Here is a 13,178-nt window from a genome sequence, read left to right as displayed (position 1 = left end):
TTCAGCTCCCGCGATCCGAGAATCCCGAACGCTCGATCCTGTACGGAAGTGAGAACCCATGGCCCTGTTCGCTGTCGAATACACCTACTCCGATGCCACCACCGCAGCCCGCGACGAGCACCGCCCGAAGCACCGTGCCTGGCTCGGAGATCTGGTCGAGAAAGGCACGGTGCGGGCGACTGGGCCGTGGGCCGACGGTTCCGGCGCGCTGATCCTCATCGACGTCGCCGACGAGGCATCAGCGCACGACCTGATGGCGCAGGATCCGTTCGCTCAGCTGACGCTGATCGACGCCGTCCGGATCACCGGCTGGAATCCGGTGATGGGTGTGTTCAACGACTGAGACCCTTCGCCCCGGTCGTGTTGTCACCGGGCTCGTCGTCCTGCCTCTTGTCGTCGTTTCGAGACTTGATCAAGCTCGCGACCGTGGTGACGATGAGCACCCCGACGATCACGATCAGCGACACTGCAGTCGAGATCTCCGGGACCATCACGTGTTCGCCACCGTTGATGAATCCGAGTGTGTTCTCGTGCAGCGCGTGGAGGATCAGCTTGACGCCGATGAAGCCGAGAATCACCGATAGGCCGTACGAGAGAAAGACAAGGCGCTCGAGCAAACCACCGATGAGGAAGAACAGCTGACGTAGCCCCATCAGAGCGAAGGCGTTGGCAGTGAACACCAGGTACGGCTCGCTGGTCAGTCCGTAGATCGCGGGGATCGAATCGAGCGCGAAGAGGATGTCGGTGAAGCCGATCGCGAGCAACGCGAGCAGCATCGGGGTGACCATCTTCTTGCCGTCGATGCGGGTAACCAGCTTGTCGCCGTCGTATTCGTCGTGGACCGGCAGGAACTTGCGGGCGAGAACGACCATCTTGTTCTCGGACACACTCTCGGTTTCATCGCCGTGGTCGCGGATGAGCTTGACGGCCGTGTAGATCAGGAAGAATCCGAACAGGTAGAACACCCAGCTGTAGGCGTTGATCGCGGCTGCTCCGACCGCGATGAAGATGCCGCGCATCACCAGCGCCAGCACGATCCCGATCGTGAGGACCTTCTGCTGAAATTCACGCGGTACCGCGAAGGTCGCCATGAGGATGACGAAGACGAAGAGGTTGTCGACCGACAGCGCCTTCTCGGTGATGTAGCCGGCGAAGTACTCGCCGCCGTACGTCGGCCCCCACACCAAGAACACGACGACACCGAAGACGATCGCGATGGCGATGAACACCGCGGACCAGAAACCGGATTCCCGCAGGGTCGGCGCGTGTGGTTTGCGGACGTGAGCGAAGAAATCGAAGACGAACAGCCCGATGATCACTGCGATCGTGATCAACCAGGTCGTCAATGTGACGTGCATATGCACCTCGGCCTTCCGGTAGGTATGCGTACCTGCCGGAGGTCTCTCCCGCCCGGGAACGAATCCCGGACCGGCAGTCCCGGAGCGACAGCGGTGCCGAACGTGTTGACGAGACTGCCGCGAATAAGGGGATACTCCCCTCCACAGCTGTCACGATTGTGCCACATCTTCTACGCGGCGCACGCCGCGACACGTCACATGCCGCCGGCGTCACCTTCGGCCGCATCGCCACCGCCCCGGATCGAATAGAGCAGACCGTCGAGTTCATCCGGCTTGACGAGTACCTCACGAGCCTTGCTTCCTTCGCTCGGTCCCACCACGCCTCGGGTCTCCATGAGATCCATCAAACGGCCGGCCTTCGCGAACCCGACGCGGAGTTTGCGCTGCAGCATCGAGGTCGATCCGAACTGACTCGTGACCACGAGTTCGACCGCCTGCAGGAACACATCGAGGTCGTCGCCGATGTCGGGATCGACATCCTTCTTCTCGCCGGCCTTCGGAACCGTGACGCCCTCGTTGTACTCGGGCTCGGCCTGGGTTTTCGAGAACTCGACCACCGCCGAGATCTCCTCGTCGGTGATGAACGCGCCCTGCATACGGATCGGTTTGCCTGCACCCATCGGCAGGAAGAGTCCGTCGCCCATACCGATGAGCTTCTCGGCGCCGGGCTGATCGAGGATGACCCTCGAGTCGGTCAGCGAGCTCGTCGCGAACGCGAGTCGTGAGGGCACGTTCGTCTTGATCAGGCCGGTCACGACGTCGACGGATGGCCGCTGGGTGGCCAGCACGAGGTGGATACCGGCGGCACGAGCCTTCTGAGTGATCCGCACGATCGCGTCCTCGACGTCGCGCGGCGCGGTCATCATGAGGTCCGCGAGCTCGTCGACAATGGCCAGAATGTACGGATACGGGCGGTAGACACGCTCACTGCCCAGCGGCGCGGTGATCTCACCCGACTTCACCTTCGCATTGAAGTCGTCGATGTGCCGTACCCGGTTGGCCTGCATGTCCTGGTAGCGCTGCTCCATCTCTTCGACAAGCCACGCCAGGGCGGCTGCAGCCTTCTTCGGCTGCGTGATGATCGGTGTGATCAGGTGTGGAATACCCTCGTACGGCGTCAGTTCGACCATCTTCGGGTCGATGAGGATCATTCGCACTTCTTCCGGTGTCGCACGAATGAGCAGCGACACCAGCATGGAGTTGACGAAACTGGACTTTCCGGAGCCGGTGGAACCTGCCACAAGGAGGTGCGGCATCTTCGCAAGGTTTGCGGAGACGAAGTCGCCTTCGATGTCCTTGCCCAGACCGATGACGAGCGGATGGTGATCGCGCCGAGTGGAGGCAGCCCCCAGCACGTCGGACAGGCGTACGAGTTCGCGATCGGAATTGGGTACCTCGATGCCGACCGCGGACTTCCCGGGAATCGGTGCGAGCAACCGGACGTTGTCGGTCGCGACTGCGTACGCGATGTTGCGTGCGAGGGCAGTGATCTTCTCGACCTTCACACCGGGCCCGAGTTCGACCTCGTATCGCGTGACGGTCGGGCCTCGGGTGAAACCGGTGACCGCCGCGTCGATCTTGAACTGCTCCAGGACCTCGGTGATCGCCTCGATCATCTGATCGTTGGCCGCCGAGCGAGTCTTGGGCGGGTCACCCTCCATCAACAGGGACAGGGACGGGAGTGTGTAGTCGCCCTCGACGACCCGGTCCGGAACGAGGGGCTCCATGACGTCGGAAGCGGGCTCCGGCGGGGCGGGCGTCGGCACCACCGCCGCGGCTGTGGACGCCTTCGGCTTGGCGCGGGCTCGCGGTTTCGGAGCTTCCGGCTCCGGTTCCGGCTCGGGCGCCGTCGACGTGTCCGGCTCGTCCCACAGCGGCAGGACCTCGGTGCGTGCGTCGCCGTCGAACTCGTCGGTCGGGTAGTTCTCGCTGGGGGTCCGACGACGGCGCGACCGCGGTTTCTCGGTGTCGTCCTCGTGGAGCAAGGGATTGAGATGGTCTGAGTAGCCGTCGTGCTCGGGGTCGTATGCGCCGTACTCGTCGTAATGCCCGTACCCGTCGTCATCGCGGTAGGGCAGGCCGAAGAAATCGCGGAAGAGTTCGGGTAGTTCACGGATCGTGGTGCCGGTGATCAGCAGGATCCCGAAACCCATGGCCATCAACATCAACGGTACCGACAACCACACCGTCAGGCCGGCGGTGACCGGACCGCCGACGGCTGCACCCACGAAGCCCGCGCCCTCCGAGCGCCCGTCGGCGTCGGTGGGTGAGCCGGACGCGATGTGCCAGAGTCCCAGCGCAGGGAGCGCGACGAGCAGCGACCCGAGTACCAGGCGTGGGCGAGCTTCGGGCCAGGGTTCGGTCCGCATGAGAACCACCGCCACACCGACGGCGACGAGAGGTAATACGGCACTCGCCCCGCCCGTGACCGCCCGTACTCCGGTTTCGATCCATTCACCGACCGGTCCGCCTACGCCGAACCACACGGAACCTGCGACAACCACCGCGAACGCGACGAGACCGAGTGCGATTCCGTCACGACGGTGACCATGTTCGATATCGGTCGCACGTCCCATCGTCCGCGTGGTGGCACCGAGTCCACGGGCGATCATGAACCAGGTGGCACCGACGCTCTTGCCGATCGCTGTGAGCAGTCCTCCCGATGCTCGGCGAGGTGGCGCGGCGGAACCTCCCCTCGGGCGCCTCGCGGGGGTTCGACGCGCCGCGGACGAGGCACGCGCACCGGAAGCCTGAGGCTGACGTTTGCCGGGCGACTTGGAACTCGAGGATTTCGCGGCCGGTTTCCTCGGCGCCGATTTCTTCGCAGTCGATCCCTTCGCGGAACGCGCGGCGGGTGTTCTCGCAGACGAGGTCGATCTGGTGGCGGCAGCCTCCGCTCGACCGGATGAGGTCGACGCGCGCGTACCCGACCGCGACCGAGAGGTCGCAGCGGACGATGCGCGGCTACCCGACTTTCCTGCCATATCCGCCAGGGTAGCCGCATGGGCCACTGGCGAACCATCAGCAACACGGGGCCCACACGGCGGCACTGGTCACAGCACGGAACCGGAAGGTTACTCCCCGGCGGCGATACGTGCTGCTCAGAGCCCCCTTCTCGAACCTGCGAGCTCAGCGATATCCACCTCGGCCCCCTCTTGTTCGAGGCGCACCTCGTCGCGCCCGAACGCGTGAAGAAGCAATTCGGACGGCCGTCCGCTCAATACGACGGTGCGCGGCCCTCGCTTGCGCACGGTCACTCGCTCACCGCCCGGGCGCTCGAACACGACGGTGATGTCGCTGCCTCCGTAGCTTGTGCGACCGATGGTCCGCGCATACTTCCAGAGTTGATCCTCATCGTCCGCAGGCAGGGGACGCGGTTCCCATCCCGGAACGCTCCGTCGCACGTCCTCGTGGTGCACGAACATCTCGGTGGCATTCGCCACCGAGTCGACGAGATATAGGGGCGACCATTTGGGAGGCCCGGAATCGATGTCGGCGAGCAGGTGCGCCCACTGACGGTCGGTCACCTCGCGGCGGACCTTCTCTGTGTGCGCTGCGAACGCCGGGATCATGATTCCGGGCATCGTATCGATGCGGCGTTCGCGCACCAGCAGATGCGCCGCGAGGTCGCGTGTCGTCCAGTCACCACAAAGCGTCCGGGCTTCCGGACCGACCTCCGACATCGTCTTGACCAAGGCGTGCCGTTCACGTCGAGCAAGGCTCATTCCGCCACTCTAACGAGCAACTCGCCCGACGGCACCACCGATCCCGGCGTGTGTCTCAGGAGACCGCGATGACCGTGGGAACGATCATCGGCCGACGCCGGTATGTGTCGGCAACCCACCGACCGACGACACGACGGATGCCCTGCGCGATGCGGTGAGTTTCGGTCACGCCTTCCGAGGCGAGTTCGTTGAGTGCCTTGTCCACCAGTTGCGCTGCTTCGTTGAGCGCAGTCGGATCGTCGGAGAACCCTCGCCCCGAGACCTCCGGTGCGCTCACCGCACGACCGGTCGTGGCATCGACGGCGACGGAAATGGAGATGAAGCCGCCTTCTCCGAGGATCAACCGGTCCGACAGGGTGGACTCGCCCACGTCGCCGACGGAGAGGCCGTCGACGTACACATGGCCGACCGGTACCCGGCCGACGATCTCCGCGAGTCCGTCGACCATGTCGACGACAACGCCGTCCTCCGCGAGCACGATCCGCTCCTTCGGCACACCGGTCGCTTCCGCGAGCGCCGCATTGGCACGGAGGTGCCGCCACTCGCCGTGCACCGGCATCGCATTGGTGGGTCGCACCGCGTTGTACAGGTACAACAGCTCACCGGCCGAGGCGTGGCCCGAGACGTGCACTTTCGCGTTCTGCTGCGTGACGACAGTGGCGCCGCGCTTCGCGAGCCCGTTCACTACTGCGAACACCGAGTTCTCATTGCCAGGGATCAGCGACGACGCAAGGACCACGAGGTCGTTTTCCTTGACGTTGATCTGGCGGTGTTCGCCGCGCGCCATTCGCGAGAGGGCTGACAACGGCTCGCCCTGGGAACCCGTCGAGACCAGCACGAGCCGATCGTCCGGTAGCGAAGCCGCTGTGTCGATGTTGACCTCGAGGCCGTCCGGCACGTTGAGGTAACCGAGATCCTGCGCGATCTGCATGTTGCGCACCATCGAACGCCCGACGAACGCGACCCGCCGGTTGTAGCGATGCGCAACGTCGACGACCTGCTGGATTCGGTGAACATGACTCGCGAACGACGCGACAATGACACGGTTCTTCGCTTTGCCGATGACATTGTCGAGCACGCCGCCGATCTCGCGTTCCGGGGTCACGAACCCGGGAACCTCGGCGTTGGTGGAGTCGACGAGGAACAGGTCGACGCCCTCGTCGCCGAGACGTGAGAACCCGGCGAGATCGGTGAGCCGGTTGTCGAGCGGCAGCTGGTCGAGCTTGATGTCTCCGGTATGCAGCACGACGCCGGCCGAAGTGTGGATCGCCACCGCGATCGCATCCGGGATCGAGTGATTGACGGCGAAGTACTCGCACTCGAACGGTCCGTGGGTGGTCCGCTCCCCTTCGGTGACCTCGGTGAGGTTCGGGCGCAGCCGGTGCTCGCGACACTTGGCGGAAACAAGCGCGAGCGTGAACTTCGAACCCACGACCGGAATATCCGGACGCAGTCGCAGCAGGAACGGCAGTGCGCCGATGTGGTCTTCGTGACCGTGGGTCAGGACGACCGCTTCGATGTCGTCCATCCGATCTTCGATGTACCGGAAGTCGGGGAGGATCAGGTCGACGCCCGGCTGCTGGTCCTCGGGGAAGAGGACACCACAGTCGACGATGAGAAGACGACCCTGGTGCTCGAACACCGTCATGTTGCGGCCGATCTCTCCGATGCCACCGAGCGCGACGACGCGCAAACCGGTCTTCGGAGCTTTCGGCGGGGTGCCGAGGCGCGCAGTGGGGTCCGTCGTAGGTCTCGGGTCCGGACGCTTCATTGCGGCGGAGTTCTGGCTGACGCGGCGGGTGGGCTTGGACGTCGGGGGCCCGGCGTTGCGGGTCGCGCGACCACGGCCACGATTGGGACGGCTCATCACAGCACCCCCGCTGCGTGCAGATCTGCGGCCAGCGCGTCGATCTGAGCGGTCACCGGGGCAACTTGCGGTAGGCGTGGTTCCCCGACATCGATTCCCATCAACCGTAAGCCGGCCTTGGAGGCGCTCACCCCACCGAGCCGCGCGACCGCACGGTAGATGGGGATCAAGGACAGGTTGATCTTCCGTGCGAGTTCGAGGTCGCCTTCGACGAAAGCGGCGTGCAGTTCGCGTAGGCGTCCGGGAACCAGGTGTCCGATGACGCTCACGAAGCCAACCGCACCGACGGAGAGCCACGGCAGATTCAGCGGGTCGTCGCCCGAATAGAACTTCAGGTCGGTGGTGCCGATCAATTCTGCACCGGCGTTGAGGTCACCCTTGGCGTCCTTGACCGCGACGATGCGTGGATGTTCCGCCAGCAGGCGCAGAGTCTCCGTTTCGACCGGGACGACCGAGCGTGGCGGAATGTCGTAGATCATGACCGGAAGATCGGTGGCATCGGCCACCGCAACGAAATGCGCGTAGAGGCCGGCCTGCGGCGGCCGGGAGTAGTACGGGGTGACGACGAGCAGGCCGTGGGCCCCAGCACGAGCGGCGTCGCGGGCGAGCTCGACGCTGTGGGCGGTGTCGTTGCTTCCTGCGCCCGCGATGATCTTCGCGCGGTCGCCGACAGCGGCGAGCACGGCCCGCATCAGTTCGATCTTCTCGTTCTCGGTGGTGGTGGGCGATTCGCCGGTGGTGCCGGCGAGAACCAGTGCGTCGCATCCCCCCTCTACGAGATAGGTCGCGAGGCGAACACCCGCATCGATATCGAGCTTGCCCTCGGCAGTGAACGGGGTCACCATCGCTGTTGCGATGGTGCCGAACGGAAGCTCGACAGCAGTTGCGGAATCACCGTTGGTCATGGTCAGAAGGCTACCGCGTAGAAGCTGCCACCCGGAACACGGCTCGTGTACGACACGGGCAGGCAGCGCTTTCAGCCGTCGATCTGGAAGCCCCCCGAGGCAACTTCGGTGCCATCGGAGAGCGTGTTGATCGTGAAGTCGCAGAAGGCGTTCGGTGCCGCCGCCGCGAGTTGCCGCAGACATTCCACGGCGAGTCTCCTGATCTCGACGTCGGCATGCTCGGTGGCGCGCATTGCCACGAAGTGCCGCCACGACCGATAGTTGCCGGTCACCACGATCCGGGTTTCGGTGGCGTTCGGCAGGACGGCTCTCGCGGCTTCACGGACCTGCTTGGCCCGCAGAGGTCCGGGTGGGAGGTACGCCAGCTTCTCGTCGAGCCTGTCGATGAGTTCGACGTACGCGTCGCGGCTGCGTTCTGCGGCGCGAAAGAACAAGGCTTCGAGCTCGTGGTCTCCCTCGATGGCAGGGGGGATGACAACCGGTGCATCCCCACCCGGGACGAACCGTTGAGAGAGCTGCGAGAAAGAGAAGTGTCGATGCCGGATCAGTTCGTGCGTGCACGACCGGGAGATACCGGTGATGTAGAAGGTGACCGTCGCATGTTCGAGCACCGAATCGTGGCCGACGGCGAGAAGGTGGTTGAGGTACCCGCTGTTGGTGGCAGTCCGGGGGTTCGGCTTCGACCAGCTCTGATAGCACGCGCGGCCGGCGAACTCGACGAGCGCTTCCCCGCCGTCGGCATCGGTACTCCATGGCACGTCCTCGGGCGGCAGGAACTCCGTCTTGGCGATGAGCCTGACCTTCAGTCCGATCGGCGCCATGCCCGTCTCCCTCCACGGTTCCGCACGGATAGTCAGCACGACCTTAACGTCCGGTCTTGCGAATCTCCCGCACGACATCACTCATGACAGTTGACCGACGTCATAGTTGGCGTCACACTGACGTCATGAATATCGACACCTACACCGACGCCATCGCCGATTCCGTACGGAACGCGGCAGAGCTCGGCGACGAGCAGACTCGACGCATCGCCTCTGCCCTCGCCACCGCCATTGCCGCCCCCGCCCGTCTCGCAGTCCTGAGCGCGCTGTCCGATCTGGCCTCCGAGGTGTCCGAACACCTCGGCGACCGCAGGGTCACCGTCCGCCTCGACGGAGCCGAGGCCGTCATCGAGGTCCACGACGGCCCCACACCCGAAGCCGAGGACACTCCCCCGACGTTCGAAGAGATGACCGGCGACATCAGCCGCGTCACCTTGCGACTCGTCGAGCAGATCAAGACCCGCGCAGAGGAGGCTGCGGCGCAGAGCGGGGTCTCTCTCAATTCATGGGTGGGGCAAGCCGTCCAGGGAGCGCTGCGCGAGCAGATGCGCTATCAGCGGCGTGCCGACGAATGGCGCTGGCCCACTGGCAAACCCACCACCGCACCCTCTGCGCCCGAGACCCCGTCCGAAGCACCGGTCGACACCGAGAAACCTGCGTCAGCCGATACCGGCAGCGACGACACCGCGGACGGTCCGGACAAGCCCCACACAGACTGAGCCCTGTCCACGCATCCTCGTGCGGTAGATTTCCGTCGCACGCGAAGGCACAGTCCGCGGAGTTGCGGACCCGAGGGGTGGAGTGGTCATGGCCGTCAGCAGCACCAGAAGCTTCGAGATCAAGGCGACACCGGAGCAGGTGATGGCGGGTATCGCAGCAGTCGAGCGACTCCCCGAATGGTCGTCGACGCACAAGTCCGTGACGATCGAGAGCACCCACCCCGACGGCAGGCCTCACCGCGTCCGCATGACCGTGTCGATCATCGGCATCACCGACGAGCAGGTCGTCGACTACTCGTGGAACGGCAACGAGTCGATGTCATGGACCCTTGTGGAGAGCACGCAGCAGAATGTGCAGGACGGCGCCTACACGCTCACCGCAACCGACAACGGGACCAAGGTCGACTTCAGTCTCACCATCGATCCCAAGATCCCGGTGCCCGGATTCCTCGTGCGCCGTGCGGAGAAGACCGCGATCGAGACCGCAGGCAAGGGCCTGACGAAATTCGTGGAGAAGAACTTCCGGTAGCGAGCCCGGCCGTCGCGCTCAATCCATCAGTTGAGCGGCGACGGTCGCACCGAGTTCCCAGCAGGCCTCGAGATCACTCTTGCTCGGCTTACCCGACGCGACAACGTAGTCGGTGGCCTTGACCCAGCCGAGCCCCGTCGTGATGCTGTCGACGGCGCGCTCGGCACCTTCCGTGCCCTCGTTGCCGTGAAGGTACAACCCATAAGGCCTGCCACGCGTCGAATCGAGGCACGGGTAGTAGCAGACGTCGAACGCGTGTTTGAGCGCACCGCTGATGTACCCCAGGTTGGCAGGTGTGCCGAGCAGATAACCGTCCGCTTCGAGCATGTCGATCGGCGAGACGGTGAGCGCAGGCCGCCGGACCACGGTCACACCTTCGATCTCGGGGTCGGTCGCGCCTGCCAGCACTGCTTCGAACATGGCCTGCATGAACGGCGACGGGGTGTGGTGGACCACGAGCAAGGTGCGAGAATTCTCTTCGGTCATGCCCGCAGACTACGGCGGGCCGCTACGCCTCACCGTCGCGCTCGGATTTCTCCAGGGCCACGGCGCGTTTCATCGTCTCGCGCGCCCGGCTGCGATCGCCTGCGAAATCGTACGCACGGGCGAGGCGATACGAGTTACGCCAGTTGTCGGGATCGGATTCCCACTCCGCTTTCACCGACTGGAACAGCTCGTCCGCAGCGTCGCGCTCGATCCGTCCCGAGGCCATCCGCGGAAGGCCGCTGACATCGAGGTCGAGGCCTTCTTCGTGGATGCGACGGGACAGTCGCTGGTGGTCCAACCCCGCACGCAGCGTCGCGTACACGATCCACACACCCACCAACGGGAGCAGGAACACGCCGATTCCGAATACGATCGACACCGCCTCCCCGCTCGTGATCAGTGCGATTCCGGTGTGCCCCAGTCTCACGAAATAGAACGCGAGCGCCGCGACGATGAAGGCGATCAGGAGGACCACCTTCGCCACGTCGCGACCGGCGGACGCCGACGAACTCACAGGTCGAGCAGGGGGTCGATTCCGACGGTGAGCCCCGGACGAGAACCGATCTCGCGGACGCCGAGAAGCACACCCGGAGCGAAGGACGACCGATCGATCGAGTCGTGCCGGATCGTGAGCGTCTCACCCTGTGTGCCGAGCAGCACTTCCTGGTGAGCAACCAGACCAGCCAAGCGCACCGAATGCACCCGCACGCCGTCGACGTCCGCACCGCGCGCCCCGTCCAGTTCGGTGCTGGTGGCATCCGGGCTGCGACCCACCCCGGCCGCGTCACGAGCTTCGGCGATCAACCGGGCGGTGCGGTACGCCGTACCGGACGGCGCGTCGGCCTTGTTCGGGTGGTGGAGTTCGATGACCTCGACGGAATCGAAGAAGCGTGCGGCGGCCTGCGCGAATCGCATGGACAGCACCGCGCCGATCGCGAAGTTGGGTGCGATGAGCACCCCGACGTCGGGTTTCGCGTCGAGCCATTCCCGGACCTGTTCGAGGCGTGCGTCGTCGAATCCGGTGGTGCCGACAACGGCATGAATACCGTTCTCGATCAGGAATTGCAGATTGCCCATGACAACGTCGGGATGGGTGAAGTCGACGACGACCTGGGTTCCGGACGTGACGAATGAATCGAGGTCGTCGCCCTTGTCGACCGTCGCGGCCAGTTCGAGCCCGGCTGCGGCATCCACTGCGTCGCAGATGGCCTGACCCACCTTGCCCTTCGCCCCGAGGACCCCTACCCGAAGACCTGTCTTGTCCGCCACCGATCCACGCCCTTCCCGTCGCCGCATTCTCGAAGAAAGCCTACGCAACCGGCACGATCGCCGAGTTGGCGGGATGAGTCGCGAACTCAGGCCACGACACTGCGCACGGACGCCGGGAGGTCGCGCGGTCGCCGATAGGGCCCCACGACTGCCGCCGCATAGGGACGCCGGAGCACTTCACCGGCGACCTCACGCACCTGCTCGGTGCTGACGGTGGCGATGCGCTCCAGCGTCTCGGTGATCCCCCAATGCCGCCCGTAGCTGAGTTCGCTACGCCCGATCCGATGCATCCGGGCGCCGGTGTCCTCGAGTCCGAGGACGAGTCCGCCCCGCAGCGACCCTTTCGCGCGCGCACACTCCGCGTCGCTGATGCCGTGCTCGGCAACCTCGGTGAGGACTTCACGCACCACCGAGGCGACGTCGCCGAGGTTTTCGGGCTGGCACCCGACATATGTCGAGAATGCACCCGTGTCCGCGAACGTGTCGACACCCGAGTAGACCGAGTACGCCAGCCCTCGCTTCTCCCGCACCTCCTGGAACAACCGCGAGCTCAGACCCCCTCCGACCGCAGTGTTGAGGACCGACAGCGCCCAACGTCGAGGATCGTGTCTGCCGAACGCGCGGACGCCGAGGCTCAAGTGCGCCTGCTCGTTGTCCTGATCGGTGATGCTCAAACTGGGTGCGGTGCGCAACCGCAATGTTCCTTCGCGACGCGGTGCCGCCTGAGCCGACTCATCGAGATGGCCTGCGAATGCCCTGCGGACGAGTTCGACCGTGTGTGCATGATCGACGTTGCCCGCCACCGCGACCACCATCCGCTGCGGCGTGTATCGGCGCACGTGGAACGAGTGCAACTGGTTGCGGGTCATCGATTCGATCGATTCCGGCGAACCGATGATCGGACGGCCCACGGGATGATCACCGTAGAGCGCAGTCAACAGAGCATCGCCGAGCAGATCCTCGGGGTCGTCGTCGCGGATGGCGATCTCCTCGAGCACCACCTGGCGCTCGACATCGACGTCGACGCTGCGGCACCTACCGCGCAACACCACGTCCGCGACGACATCGACGGCGATCGGCAGATCGTCGTCGAGTACGTGCGCGTAGAAGCAGGTGTGTTCCTTGCTGGTGAATGCGTTGAGCTCGCCACCGATCCCGTCGACGAGTTCGGCAATGTCGAGAGCTGTGCGCGTGGGAGTCGCCTTGAACAGCAGGTGCTCGAGAAAATGAGCAGCTCCCGCAACCGAGGGCTGCTCGTCGCGGGAGCCGACACCCACCCACACACCCACTGCTGCCGATCGCACACCGGGCACATGTTCGGTGACGACTCGCACGCCGCCTGGCAGAACAGTGCGCCGTACGCCGGTGTCCGCGACAGCCGACGGGGTGTCGAATGAAAGAGAATCGAAGGTTGTGGCCATGGGTTGTTCTACGGTCCTGCGCTGTCGGTGATTCGCCTGTGGTGAGAGCTGTGTTCAAGGCACGGAACACCACACACT

At 64.9% G+C, this 13,178-nt stretch carries 13 protein-coding genes; 3 read left to right on the top strand and 10 right to left on the bottom strand.

The genetic code is table 11. The features are described from left to right. Nucleotides 1-58 precede the first annotated feature (58 nt). Complete coding sequence (locus ACSYG9_RS21470; RefSeq protein ID WP_440124391.1) at nucleotides 59-343, top strand: YciI family protein; 285 nt, start codon at nucleotides 59-61, stop codon at nucleotides 341-343. Here the strand turns inward: ACSYG9_RS21470 and ACSYG9_RS21465 are convergent. From ACSYG9_RS21465 to thyX, 6 genes are all read right to left on the bottom strand, one after another. After that, the gene (locus ACSYG9_RS21465) at nucleotides 333-1,358 is read right to left on the bottom strand and encodes a TerC/Alx family metal homeostasis membrane protein (RefSeq protein ID WP_440124390.1); all 1,026 of its coding nucleotides are present in this window, start codon (nucleotides 1,356-1,358) and stop codon (nucleotides 333-335) included. The two genes, ACSYG9_RS21470 and ACSYG9_RS21465, sit on opposite strands and share 11 nt — an antisense overlap. A gap of 194 nt (nucleotides 1,359-1,552) precedes the next feature. Then, entirely contained in the window at nucleotides 1,553-4,342 is a 2,790-nt protein-coding gene (locus ACSYG9_RS21460; RefSeq protein WP_440124389.1) for a DNA translocase FtsK, read from the bottom strand. Nucleotides 4,343-4,459: 117 nt separating this feature from the next. Next, complete coding sequence (locus ACSYG9_RS21455) at nucleotides 4,460-5,083, bottom strand: TIGR03085 family metal-binding protein (protein WP_440124388.1); 624 nt, start codon at nucleotides 5,081-5,083, stop codon at nucleotides 4,460-4,462. A 55-nt stretch (nucleotides 5,084-5,138) separates the two neighbouring features. After that, the gene (locus ACSYG9_RS21450) at nucleotides 5,139-6,854 is read right to left on the bottom strand and encodes an RNase J family beta-CASP ribonuclease (protein WP_440127753.1); all 1,716 of its coding nucleotides are present in this window, start codon (nucleotides 6,852-6,854) and stop codon (nucleotides 5,139-5,141) included. Between the two features lie 95 nt (nucleotides 6,855-6,949). Continuing rightward, nucleotides 6,950-7,855, bottom strand: coding sequence for a 4-hydroxy-tetrahydrodipicolinate synthase (gene dapA, locus ACSYG9_RS21445; protein ID WP_440124387.1), 906 nt, complete (start codon nucleotides 7,853-7,855; stop codon nucleotides 6,950-6,952). Nucleotides 7,856-7,926: 71 nt separating this feature from the next. Then, nucleotides 7,927-8,676: an FAD-dependent thymidylate synthase gene (gene thyX / locus ACSYG9_RS21440; protein ID WP_440124386.1), complete on the bottom strand. Its 750-nt coding sequence runs from the start codon at nucleotides 8,674-8,676 to the stop codon at nucleotides 7,927-7,929. A gap of 125 nt (nucleotides 8,677-8,801) precedes the next feature. Here thyX and ACSYG9_RS21435 point away from each other — a divergent pair, with 125 nt between their 5' ends. Both ACSYG9_RS21435 and ACSYG9_RS21430 read left to right on the top strand, forming a co-directional pair. Next, complete coding sequence (locus ACSYG9_RS21435) at nucleotides 8,802-9,395, top strand: toxin-antitoxin system HicB family antitoxin (protein WP_440124385.1); 594 nt, start codon at nucleotides 8,802-8,804, stop codon at nucleotides 9,393-9,395. An 88-nt stretch (nucleotides 9,396-9,483) separates the two neighbouring features. Next, nucleotides 9,484-9,924, top strand: coding sequence for an SRPBCC family protein (locus ACSYG9_RS21430; protein WP_440124384.1), 441 nt, complete (start codon nucleotides 9,484-9,486; stop codon nucleotides 9,922-9,924). A gap of 18 nt (nucleotides 9,925-9,942) precedes the next feature. Here ACSYG9_RS21430 and ACSYG9_RS21425 read toward each other — a convergent pair whose 3' ends face one another. The 4 genes from ACSYG9_RS21425 to ACSYG9_RS21410 all read right to left on the bottom strand — a co-directional run bounded on the left by ACSYG9_RS21425 (nucleotide 9,943) and on the right by ACSYG9_RS21410 (nucleotide 13,100). Further along, a complete protein-coding gene (locus tag ACSYG9_RS21425; protein ID WP_440124383.1) occupies nucleotides 9,943-10,410 on the bottom strand; it encodes an NAD(P)H-dependent oxidoreductase in 468 nt (155 codons plus the stop codon). A 22-nt stretch (nucleotides 10,411-10,432) separates the two neighbouring features. Further along, on the bottom strand, nucleotides 10,433-10,924 hold the full coding sequence (locus tag ACSYG9_RS21420; protein WP_440124382.1) for a hypothetical protein: 492 nt from the start codon (nucleotides 10,922-10,924) through the stop codon (nucleotides 10,433-10,435). Then, on the bottom strand, nucleotides 10,921-11,679 hold the full coding sequence (dapB, locus tag ACSYG9_RS21415) for a 4-hydroxy-tetrahydrodipicolinate reductase (RefSeq protein ID WP_440124381.1): 759 nt from the start codon (nucleotides 11,677-11,679) through the stop codon (nucleotides 10,921-10,923). The genes ACSYG9_RS21420 and dapB overlap by 4 nt, the downstream gene beginning before the upstream one ends. Before the next feature lie 86 nt (nucleotides 11,680-11,765). After that, nucleotides 11,766-13,100 (bottom strand): insulinase family protein, encoded by a 1,335-nt coding sequence (locus ACSYG9_RS21410; RefSeq protein WP_440124380.1) that lies wholly within the window; start codon nucleotides 13,098-13,100, stop codon nucleotides 11,766-11,768. Between the last annotated feature and the right edge of the window lie 78 nt (nucleotides 13,101-13,178).

This window comes from Rhodococcus sp. SJ-2 (assembly GCF_053750035.1).
This window is presented reverse-complemented; position numbering and strand designations above follow the sequence as displayed.

What these genes read in the sequence shown, in the direction of transcription:
- ACSYG9_RS21470 (WP_440124391.1), top strand. Translation starts at nt 59, where the DNA reads ATGGCCCTGTTCGCTGTCGAATACACCTACTCCGATGCCACCACCGCA.
- ACSYG9_RS21465 (WP_440124390.1), bottom strand. Translation starts at nt 1,358, where the DNA reads ATGCACGTCACATTGACGACCTGGTTGATCACGATCGCAGTGATCATC.
- ACSYG9_RS21460 (WP_440124389.1), bottom strand. Translation starts at nt 4,342, where the DNA reads ATGGCAGGAAAGTCGGGTAGCCGCGCATCGTCCGCTGCGACCTCTCGG.
- ACSYG9_RS21455 (WP_440124388.1), bottom strand. Translation starts at nt 5,083, where the DNA reads ATGAGCCTTGCTCGACGTGAACGGCACGCCTTGGTCAAGACGATGTCG.
- ACSYG9_RS21450 (WP_440127753.1), bottom strand. Translation starts at nt 6,854, where the DNA reads ATGAAGCGTCCGGACCCGAGACCTACGACGGACCCCACTGCGCGCCTC.
- dapA (WP_440124387.1), bottom strand. Translation starts at nt 7,855, where the DNA reads ATGACCAACGGTGATTCCGCAACTGCTGTCGAGCTTCCGTTCGGCACC.
- thyX (WP_440124386.1), bottom strand. Translation starts at nt 8,676, where the DNA reads ATGGCGCCGATCGGACTGAAGGTCAGGCTCATCGCCAAGACGGAGTTC.
- ACSYG9_RS21435 (WP_440124385.1), top strand. Translation starts at nt 8,802, where the DNA reads ATGAATATCGACACCTACACCGACGCCATCGCCGATTCCGTACGGAAC.
- ACSYG9_RS21430 (WP_440124384.1), top strand. Translation starts at nt 9,484, where the DNA reads ATGGCCGTCAGCAGCACCAGAAGCTTCGAGATCAAGGCGACACCGGAG.
- ACSYG9_RS21425 (WP_440124383.1), bottom strand. Translation starts at nt 10,410, where the DNA reads ATGACCGAAGAGAATTCTCGCACCTTGCTCGTGGTCCACCACACCCCG.
- ACSYG9_RS21410 (WP_440124380.1), bottom strand. Translation starts at nt 13,100, where the DNA reads ATGGCCACAACCTTCGATTCTCTTTCATTCGACACCCCGTCGGCTGTC.